Raw genomic sequence first — 1,934 nt, 5'->3', positions numbered from 1 at the left:
ACCTATTAAAATCAGCGCTCAATATTGCACAGCAACAGCGAAATTGGCAAAAGAAACTATTAGCTGATTTGTACAAAGATACCAATAATCAAACCATACAACCTTATTTACAATTTGCACCCAATGCATCTCTTAATCTCTATCCAACAGATTTAAGCTCTAGTCTACCTTTTGCATTAGCAGATGGTGTTTGCGATAGTGCACTTCATTTGCAAGCAGGTAAAGGTTGTGGATTAGGTGTGATAACCAAAGTTGGAGAAGGACGTGTTTTGGCATATGGTCAAGAAATGTTTGGACAAATCATCAATGATAAGGCTGATTTTATACAATTTAAGGAAGTGATGAATAATAGCTTACGTTGGCTTATCACTGGTGATGCACATCAAGCCGTGAATAAAACGTTAAATGTGGTCATTAAAGGTACATCGGAGGCTCCTGCCAAGAACTACCTTGAAAAACAATTAGGTGCAACAGTCAATTATCCAACCTGTAACGTATTAAATCCTGAAAATACTTGTTGGCAAGATGTGGATCTCATTATTTTAGGACAAAACATTGATGGCGAAAAGTTTGAACAAGAACTGATTGAAAAATATTTAAAAGCAGGCAAGTCTATTTATTTACAAACTTACAATTGGGATGTGAAACCTAATACGCAAAAAATTCTGAACGCGACAGGTATTCAAGCCAATATGAATTGGTTTAGAGATAAAAATAAATTATTAATGGCAAATCCTACAAGCACTGAACAGCGCTGGGAAAAAACTAATCAGATTGATAGCACCATAAATACTTTACAATATTTCATCGATCCAAAATCTATTGCTTTGGGTGAACTGAATGCTAAAAACCCAATGATCCAAAGCATCCTTACTCATTCAAATGCCTTACAGAGATTAAATAGTCAAGGGCTGTCAGCATTTAGTGAAGAAAACAAAAATAGTATTTTAAAAACTTTAGTGCTGATAGCTGATTTGTGGCGTCCTTCTGTGGATTATACAGGTTTAAATAAAAACGGTGATCCTCTGACCTTTATGCAGACCTATGCTTCGGATGCTTGGCTCGACTACAAACGTAATTATACCACTGCCGCTAAACAGGGCGCTGGTGACTATATGCCTGCGGCAGCACAACAGATGCCAGTCAATGCAGATTGGGAAACCATTACTGTCACCATTCCACAAAGCAGTGGCGTGACAGCCATTGGTCGTGCCAGTATTCCTGCAAAAGCGATAGATATACAGATCGTGGATGCTCAAGGTGCAAACCTCGCTATACAGACCAGTCATATTCGCACTTGGGGCAATCCATTTGATGACAGTGGCTACAAACGCCCACTGCGTCCAAATAGTTATGGCGTAAAACTAAATGCAGCAGCTGATAATCATTTTATCAGCCCATTCGGTGGACCATTGATGCTGAATTATAATAACGCCAAGCCAGGTAGTACCGTTACCTTAAAAATCAAAGGCAGTGCAAAATATGCACATTATGATTTTACTCAAGATATGTCTCAATCTGAAAAAAATCAGGCCACTCAGATTCTGCAAAGTAAAACTTTTGGCTGGAATACCTTTAAATTTGTCGGCGGTGAAATACAACAAACCAATAATTATGCCCTTAAAGCCATAGGTAATTTGACGCCAGACGTTTATATCGACAGAATCAAAACTGTCATTTATGATAGCAACCATATTGCCAACGGTTATAACAATATGCCATTAGATATCAGTACCCAACAATACTGTGATTCTTTAGGTTGGGACTGTATCAGTAATGTTCATCGTGCACCAAATGTTCAGCATTTTGTTGGTTGGCTAGCAGCATGCGGCTTTTTGTGTTCAGGCAATCCCTCTGATGGTTCAACTGGTCTTGACATAGGCTGGGGCTGGGTACACGAACTTGGACACAATACCGTGCAAGGTGTGTTGAGT

Annotated in this window: 1 protein-coding gene; it reads left to right on the top strand. The window is 38.9% G+C overall.

Annotated elements, in window-relative coordinates:
- Positions 1–1,934 (top strand): ImpA family metalloprotease (locus V7D75_RS12070; RefSeq protein WP_333614756.1); only part of this gene is annotated, 1,934 nt, incomplete at both ends.

Origin of the sequence: Psychrobacter sp. (assembly GCF_036731945.1) — a bacterium.
Lineage (GTDB): Bacteria > Pseudomonadota > Gammaproteobacteria > Pseudomonadales > Moraxellaceae > Psychrobacter.
Note: the sequence above shows the minus strand (reverse complement) of the source record. Positions and strands in the feature narration are given on the sequence as shown.